This is a genomic window from Promicromonospora kroppenstedtii DSM 19349 (genome assembly GCF_000515355.1).
GTDB classification, from domain to species: domain Bacteria; phylum Actinomycetota; class Actinomycetes; order Actinomycetales; family Cellulomonadaceae; genus Promicromonospora; species Promicromonospora kroppenstedtii.
This window is the reverse complement of sequence record NZ_KI911667.1, coordinates 10,053-11,122: the sequence shown is the minus strand read 5'-3', so window position 1 is coordinate 11,122 and position 1,070 is coordinate 10,053. Positions and strand designations below refer to the sequence as shown.

Below are 1,070 nucleotides of genomic sequence, written 5' to 3'. Positions count from 1 at the left end.
CGCCTCGGCGCCGGGCTGGCGCCCGGCGGGGCTCGGCGCCGGCCTCAGCGGGCGGAGGGCTGCGCGGAACGCCATGCCTCGAACTCCCCTCGGGTGTCGGGGGTGAGCGGGTAGTAGTCGCTCAGCCGAGCGCCCTCGTCGAGGCGCTGCCGGCTGAACACCTCCCACTCCTCGTGGTCCCGCGCCGACCCGATCACCTGGTCGGCCATCGCGCGCGGCACGATGACGGGGCCGTCGTCGTCGGCGACCACGAGGTCGCCCGGCATGCAGAGCACGCCGCCCACGGCGACGGGCACGTCGAACGCCCAGGGGAACAGCTCGGACTGGGAGGCGTAGTGCGGCGTGACGCCGGTGGACCACACCGGAAGCCCCAGGTCGCGGATCTTCCCCGAGTCGCGGATCCGGCCGTCCACGACGACGCCGGCCCCGCCCTTGCGCTGGAAGTAGCGCGCCAGGATGTCGCCCAGGCAGCCCGAGAAGCGGCTGCCGAACGCCTGGACCACCAGCACGTCGCCGGGCTGCACGGTCTCCAGCACGTGCCACAGGGCGGTGTGCCGCTCCACGTACTCCTGCTCGTCGCCCGCGGCGAGGTCCTCGCGCTGCGGCATGAACTGCAGCGTGAGCGCCGAACCGACCACCCGGTAGCCGGGCGACAGGGGGCGCGGGCCCTCGACGAACGAGCGGCGGATGCCCAGCCCGTGCAGCTTGGCGCAGGCCGTGGCCGAGGACACCTCGCCCAGCCGGGCCAGGGTGCCGGCATCGGCGCGCTCGAACGGCTCACCCCGCACGGGGAGCGTGACGTCCGGCCGGACCAGACCCGCCGTGGGGTCGCCGGGCAGGCCGTCGGCGCCGGTCCTGGTGAGCGCTTCGGTCATGAGGATGCTCCTTCTCGGGGCTGGGGGTGGATGGTCACGGCGTGCTCGTGGCACGGCGCGGTCGGGGCGGGGGCGGTCAGCAGCACCAGGTCGGCGCGGTGGGACGGCGGCAGCTCCACGAGGAGGTCGGCGGCGTCGAGCGGCACGGTCGTCGACGTGGGCGTCCCGGCCCGTCCGGCCGACGCCGTCGAGGGG

Annotated in this window: 2 protein-coding genes; both read right to left on the bottom strand. The window is 75.5% G+C overall.

Features of this window, described 5'->3' with window-relative positions; translation table 11 throughout:
• Positions 1–44: 44 nt before the first annotated feature.
• Positions 45–875 carry an RraA family protein gene (locus tag PROKR_RS13195; RefSeq protein WP_157602049.1) on the bottom strand — a complete coding sequence of 277 codons (831 nt, stop codon included), beginning with the start codon at positions 873–875 and terminating at the stop codon, positions 45–47.
• A partial coding sequence (locus PROKR_RS31570) for a hypothetical protein (protein ID WP_157602050.1) occupies positions 872–1,070 on the bottom strand: 199 nt, incomplete at its 5' end. The genes PROKR_RS13195 and PROKR_RS31570, both read right to left, overlap by 4 nt.